Below are 5861 nucleotides of genomic sequence, written 5' to 3' on the forward strand. Positions count from 1 at the left end.
GGACATGTCGAAGCTGGAGGAGATGGACGAGCTGAGGGGAAAGGCGGAGGGCTAGAAGAGGACGGGGCGGGAGACGACTAAATCAATTTGCGAAAGAATCTTGACGGTACCACCTCGAGAGTCCGGTCCGGCGGCAGAACTCTGCAAGGTTCAAGGTGCGAAAGTCCAATTCGCCGCCGTAGTCTTCGTTCATTTCTTCAAGAGCCTTGTCTATAATCTCCTGAAGGCCATTGCGTGTTTGTATGTCCATAATCCTCCTAACACTGGTGTATTGGCGTTATCCAGTTTAGGACCGACTACGGTGCGCAGTGGCTATTTTTATTCGGCTGGGATTGGCTAAATAGTTGCGACCCTGGTTGGCTAAATTAACCCGACGCTAACAGAGGGCCGGCTCGCGGCTGGTCAGGGCCTGGGAGCTCAAGGAGGACCTGCGGGCCGTCTTCCGGGCAGCCGACGGCTCCGAGGCCGCCGAGCTGCTCGACGACTGGATGCACAGGGCCGCCTACTGCAAGATCGCCAAGGTCGTCGCCGTGGAGAAGAAGGTGCGCCGCCGGCGCGACGACATCATCGCCGCAGTCGAGCTCGGCATCAGCAACGGGCGCGTAGAGGCCATCAACAACAAGATCAAGGTGACGGTGAGGATGGGCTACGGCTTCCGCAACACCGACAACCTCGTGGCCCTGCTCATGCTCAGGTGCGGCGACTGCCAGCCCCAGCTCCCGGGTCGCCCGGTGAAGGCGAGGAAGAAGGGCGTGAAGGGAGCGAAGAGCGTTGCTGCCTAGGCTAGCCCCTTGTCACACAAACTACCGAAGCCTCTAAAAAAGCCGATAACACATAGGTTTTTTGACCTAATGCGTTATCGGCTCTGCGTCTATGCGTCTGGCACTTTTAATCATTTTTTTTGAATTTATTATATGTGTTAGCTAACTGTCCACAAGCCGCGTTAATCTCTCTGCCATGAGAAACTCTTATAGTAACTTCAAGTCCTGCTTGCTCTAATTGATGTTTGAATGCAACTATTTCCCGTTTCTGTGGTGCTTTAATTCTTGAATTGCTTGTTGGGTTGTATTGTAACACGTTAATCATAACTTTTTTGCCCCGAAACCATTTTGCAAGTTGTCTTACATCTGAGGGCCGGTCATTTATACCCGGTAAAAGCAAATACGCAAAGACAATTTTGCGATTATGCCTTTCAGAATAGGATAAGGCTTGCTTAACAACATCTTCAATAGCATATATGCGCATGTGAGGAATAATACGATTTCTTGCAGATTGTGTTGCTGCGTGTAAAGATATTGTCAACTGAATTTTAAGATGTTCCTCGCGCAATTTTTTTAATTGATCGACCGGACCAACTGTTGATATGGTAATGCCGTCGGTTGGAAAGTTGAGCCCATATCTATCTCGGAGAATATGGATTGCTTTTATCAAGTTGTCATAATTGAATAAAGGCTCTCCCATACCCATAAAAACGATACGGTTTACTTTTCGACGCAACAATATAATCTGTTGTACGATTTCTGACGATGTTAGATTACGAACAAAGCCATTTCGCCCGGACTCACAAAAAATACAACCAACAGGACAACCGACTTGTGTGCTCACGCAAACAGTTCCACCATCTCGCCGCTTGATAAAAACCGTTTCAATGTATTTGTTGTCTTTCAGTTCGTAAACATACTTTTCAGTATCACTGCTTTTGTAAATATTTTTTACCAACATTGATAGATTTTTTTTGCGTGGTAATTGCTTATATAATTCTTCATATAAGGCTTTTGCTTCATTCTCGCCAATAACTTCCGACATTTCTTTGTAAGTAAATCCGTATGGATCATTCCGTACTTCCGCAGGCGTATATTTAGGTAAACGTTTCATTTTTATATCCTTTCTTCTAAATAATAAAAGTTTGTTTTTCTGTATTTTTGATTACAATCTCTAATTTTTCTACATCAATGATATGCGTCAATTTGCATTTAGGGCAGAAAAGAGGAAAATCTTTTAATACAGTATTATGAAATACTTGAACTCTCGTCTTTCCGTTACAAATCGGACATTTTATCCAATATTTTTTAAGCATTATATTTCACTCGTCCTTTTTACACAAAAAAATGGGCTCTTCTGGTTCTGTATGGAGTTGCTTTCGCCGCCGTCCCTGTCCTCGTCCCCCACTGATAAGCGGGAGTAAAGGGCTGTGATTTTGCTGTAATCATTCATGTGCATACCCTCCTGCGTCAATATATGTGTTGCTTACAGTTAAGATTATGCACCTCATCGGGCAGAGCCGTACTCCGCGCCCTTGCGGTATTTCTTCGCGTTTTTCCCTTTGACATAGACTATCAAGCGGATAATCACCGCACCGACAATGCCGACAAGCAAATCCAACGGGTAAACGCTCGGCAAGGCGTTTTCAAAGGCTGCGGAAAATCCTTGTGTGATATTCAGTATCTTTGCAGAAATATCCGCGCCGGGGGCAAGCCGCACCGCCTGTCCGACTTTATCAAAGAGATAGACAAAGAACACATAGGGGATATTCGGAAGTATCAGCTTTTTGTAGTTGATCTGCTTCATATCTCGCGCCCCCTGTCCATTTTCTTTACCTTGTCGCGGGCGGCGTTAAGCTGCTTCGCCTTGTCCTTTGCAGCGGCAAGGGCTTTGCGGATAGAGGGCTTTTTCTCCCGGTTCAGCTTCTTTGCGGAAAACTCTTGAAACGCTGCGGTCATAACGTCCGCGTCCCGGCCTTTGAAAAACACAAGGTAACGGGTCTGCTCGCCCTTAACCTTTTTTAGCGAAAAATCTATGTTGTATTTCTTCGCCGTACTCTCAAAGGCTTTAATATTGCTGTCGGTGATCTCGATGTTGGAAACACCCGCGTTCTGCTTCATAAGCTGCCGCATGGTCTGTTTCCCATGCGCGGGTTTGCTTTTCTGCTCCAAAAACTTTTGGATTGCTTTCTGTAACGCCTGTTCGGTAAGCCGCGCCGCGCCTTTTCCCACTTTGACGTATAGGGCAATCGTTTTTTGGGTTACTTCCTCCTGCAAGGTATCAACTCCTTTCCCGGTAAAGTGCGGCTATGCTCATTCGCCGCCGTATAAGTCGTGATTGACAAGGGCGGTATAGTAGCTGTCAATGGTACTCGGCGCGTTGAACAGCACCGCTTTTAGATACTGCTTGATGTTGCGCACTTTGGTTGTGTTCTCCCTCATGCAATCCAAAACAAACTCAATATGGCTGCTGTTCAGCTTCAAAAACTTGGATTTCACCAATTCGGCGGGGTAGTCGTCCCCGGCAATACGGATTGTCTTTCGGGCTGTGCAGACGGTTTCCAGCATAAGGTCAACAATCTCGTCCAAACGGTCTTTGTCAATTTTGCAGTTTTGAATGAGATGGTCGTATTCGATATTGTCCTTGATAATCTCCCTGTAAATCTCTACTGCGCTATTGCTTTTCGCTTCCGTTCTTTTCCTTTCCGGCGGCGTAGCCGCTTCGCCATGCGCAAAGGGCAAGGGGTTTAGGGAATGGAAAGGAATGGAATCGGTACTTGATAAATCAGTAATTGATTGTTCTTTACTTAATATATCTTTATTTAATTGCGTTGGATTTTCCAACGTAGGTTTTTCCTGCGTAGGTTTTTCCAACGTTGGATTATCCAATGTTGGATTTTCCAATGTAGGTAAATCCAATATAGGCGGCTGTCCGCCGCTGGTAGCTGCTTCCGGCTCTCGCGGCTGCGGCTGCTCGTATATGACGTAATCTGCGCCCCGCAAGCGTCCCTTTTCGTCGCGCTCCCGGCTGCGCACGATATATCCGGCTTTTTCGAGTTCCTTTACCGCTTCGCGGATTGCGTCGATCTTCTCCCGGTTGATATGGGATAAGCCCGCAAGGGTATAATCCCAATCTTCGGGCAGCGAAAGCATTTGCGACAACAAGCCCTTTGCCTTTAAGGACAATTCCTTGTTTCGCAAGTGGTGGTTGCTCATAACGGTATATCCCGTATTTCGCTCCACTCTGAAAACTGCCATATTTCCTCACTTCCTCTCTTGGTATGCGTGGACAATTAGAAAGCCGTTTTCGGCTGTTTTGGTATTGCAATATGCCCTTTGCCGTTTTCGCGTCTGCAAAGCCGCATGGCACAAGGGCTTTTGCCCGTCTATTTGTCCATGCTGGCGTGCGTTTTCCGCGTCCTTTTGCCGGGGCAATAGGGACACTCTTTGAAAACGCAAAACTCATATTTCCACCCGGGGCGGTAGAAACGGCAAGTGCCGCAATCTTCATCATCTCCGGCACAACCGGATTGATAGCGGTCAAATCCCGGCTTCTGCTGCATGAGCAATTCAAACGCCCGCTGCTTGCCCTTTGTGAAATACATTCCGGCTGCACCTCCTTTCCTGCGGGCATAAAAAAACGGCGTTACTTTCTCCCCCAAAGGGGTTAAGGTAACGCCGTTTGTGTGCGTATTCAGTTTTTAACACATTCCCTGTCTATCCGCTGTCCGCAAAACCATTGATTTTATTAGCTTTTTGCCGCTATCGCTATCACACCTCATTATTATCCCGTCCCGGTCCGCCCCCGGCATGTCATCGACGCCTTCGGCTCAGTCTCATATCCGCGGATACCGTTCTGTCGGCCCGCACTCCATTCCTTCGGCGGGGTTCCCCAAGTCTGTCGAGGCGCATGCGGAGGGCTCCGCGCGCACAGCGAAATAGGGGGTATCCCCGAAGGCCGCCCGGCTCGCCGGGACGGGGGCTATGTCTATTCCGCGCCCTCCCGGCACATCATGCCGAGGGCCCAGAGCCACCTCACGAGCTCGGCCGCGGTGGCCGCGTTGGCCTTCGCCGCGGGCATGCCGCGGGCGAGCATCTCCTCGCGCCGCCGCAGGAGCCGCTCGGACCCCTTCCTCCCGTGCATCCTTATCTCGAGGGGCACGCCCGTGTCCCTCGGCATGAGCTTCGGCTGGTGCCGTGCCGCGGCGTAGCACCATGAACCCTCAACGGCCAGCTTCCTCACGAGCGCGTTGCCCGCACCGCTGATGCCTCCGAGCCGCACGGAGTCGCCACTCGACCTCTGACTCGGCGCGAGGCCGAAATAGGCCGTGACCTGCCTTCCGGAACGGAACCTCGTGAAGTCGCCGACCTCGGCCGAGAAGGCCGCGGCCAGCGCGAAGGCGCAGCCCTTGATCGACTGGAGGGCGGCCACCTCCGCGGCGATCGGGCTGGCATCCACGGCGGCCCTGTACTCGGAGAGCAGGTCCGCCCGGGCCTCCGCCGCGGCCTCGACCTCGTTCCTCAGGGCGGCGAGCGTCCGAACCCCGCCATCGTCCTCCGGCCTGACCTTGTCGAGCCACCTCAGGAAGTCGTAGGTCCAGTACTTCCTCGGGTTGCCGGCGGGCGTGGTGCCGCCGTAGACGAACCCCCGCTTTGCTAGGAAGGCGAGCAGCCGCTGCTTGGCGGTCGCCAGGCGCGCGGTCGCCCCGTCGTAGGCGCCGGCGAGGTCCCTGATGCCTTCGACCTCGGGGGAGGGGACCCATACGGGGGAGATGTCGTGGGCGAGTATCGCCTTGGCCATCCTGGCGTGTTAACGTCAATGTATTTTTGCCCAATCGCGCCAATTATTTTTGCCCCATCGCGCCAGCTCACGATGTCCAGCCGCACCAATGCAAATTGCCCAATTCTGGCTATTCTTCTTTCATCTTCCTTTCCGTCGGCACGTCCTTGAGCCTGTAGGAGCGGCCGGTTATCTTGATGACGTGGCAGTGGTGGCAGATCCTGTCGGCGATGGCGCTGGCGGCCACCTCGTCGCCGAACACCTTCGCCCATCCCGTTATGCCAACGTTGGTGGTGATGATCGTGGACCGCTGCTCGTAG

At 51.6% G+C, this 5861-nt stretch carries 9 protein-coding genes; 2 read left to right on the forward strand and 7 right to left on the reverse strand.

The features are described from left to right. Positions 1-398 precede the first annotated feature (398 nt). Positions 399-782 carry an ISL3 family transposase gene (locus ACTQ05_RS09195; RefSeq protein ID WP_441055707.1) on the forward strand — a complete coding sequence of 128 codons (384 nt, stop codon included), beginning with the start codon at positions 399-401 and terminating at the stop codon, positions 780-782. 106 nt (positions 783-888) lie between these two features. Here the strand turns inward: ACTQ05_RS09195 and rlmN are convergent, their stop codons facing one another. From rlmN to ACTQ05_RS09220, 5 genes are all read right to left on the reverse strand, one after another. Then, positions 889-1875 (reverse strand): 23S rRNA (adenine(2503)-C(2))-methyltransferase RlmN, encoded by a 987-nt coding sequence (gene rlmN, locus ACTQ05_RS09200; RefSeq protein WP_441535820.1) that lies wholly within the window; start codon positions 1873-1875, stop codon positions 889-891. Positions 1876-1891: 16 nt separating this feature from the next. Beyond that, positions 1892-2077, reverse strand: coding sequence for a cysteine-rich KTR domain-containing protein (locus ACTQ05_RS09205; RefSeq protein ID WP_003431289.1), 186 nt, complete (start codon positions 2075-2077; stop codon positions 1892-1894). A gap of 191 nt (positions 2078-2268) precedes the next feature. Beyond that, positions 2269-2568, reverse strand: coding sequence for a hypothetical protein (locus tag ACTQ05_RS09210; RefSeq protein WP_441055697.1), 300 nt, complete (start codon positions 2566-2568; stop codon positions 2269-2271). Then, positions 2565-3038, reverse strand: a complete 474-nt coding sequence (locus ACTQ05_RS09215) for a PcfB family protein (protein ID WP_002604484.1) — start codon at positions 3036-3038, stop codon at positions 2565-2567. Before ACTQ05_RS09215 ends, ACTQ05_RS09210 begins: the two co-directional genes overlap by 4 nt. A 36-nt stretch (positions 3039-3074) precedes the next feature. Then, complete coding sequence (locus ACTQ05_RS09220) at positions 3075-4019, reverse strand: DUF6017 domain-containing protein (protein ID WP_002604485.1); 945 nt, start codon at positions 4017-4019, stop codon at positions 3075-3077. Between the two features lie 71 nt (positions 4020-4090). Between ACTQ05_RS09220 and ACTQ05_RS09225 the strand changes: the two genes are divergently transcribed. Then, the gene (locus ACTQ05_RS09225) at positions 4091-4432 is read left to right on the forward strand and encodes a hypothetical protein (RefSeq protein WP_068914282.1); all 342 of its coding nucleotides are present in this window, start codon (positions 4091-4093) and stop codon (positions 4430-4432) included. Positions 4433-4749: 317 nt separating this feature from the next. Here the strand turns inward: ACTQ05_RS09225 and ACTQ05_RS09230 are convergent, their stop codons facing one another. Both ACTQ05_RS09230 and ACTQ05_RS09235 read right to left on the reverse strand, forming a co-directional pair. Then, positions 4750-5562 carry a transposase gene (locus ACTQ05_RS09230; RefSeq protein WP_441538930.1) on the reverse strand — a complete coding sequence of 271 codons (813 nt, stop codon included), beginning with the start codon at positions 5560-5562 and terminating at the stop codon, positions 4750-4752. A 109-nt stretch (positions 5563-5671) separates the two neighbouring features. Further along, the coding region (locus ACTQ05_RS09235; RefSeq protein ID WP_441538932.1) for an ATP-binding protein at positions 5672-5861 on the reverse strand (190 nt) is incomplete at its 5' end.

The sequence above is a fragment of the Collinsella sp. LCP21S3_A9 genome (assembly GCF_052118785.1).
Lineage (GTDB): Bacteria > Actinomycetota > Coriobacteriia > Coriobacteriales > Coriobacteriaceae > Collinsella.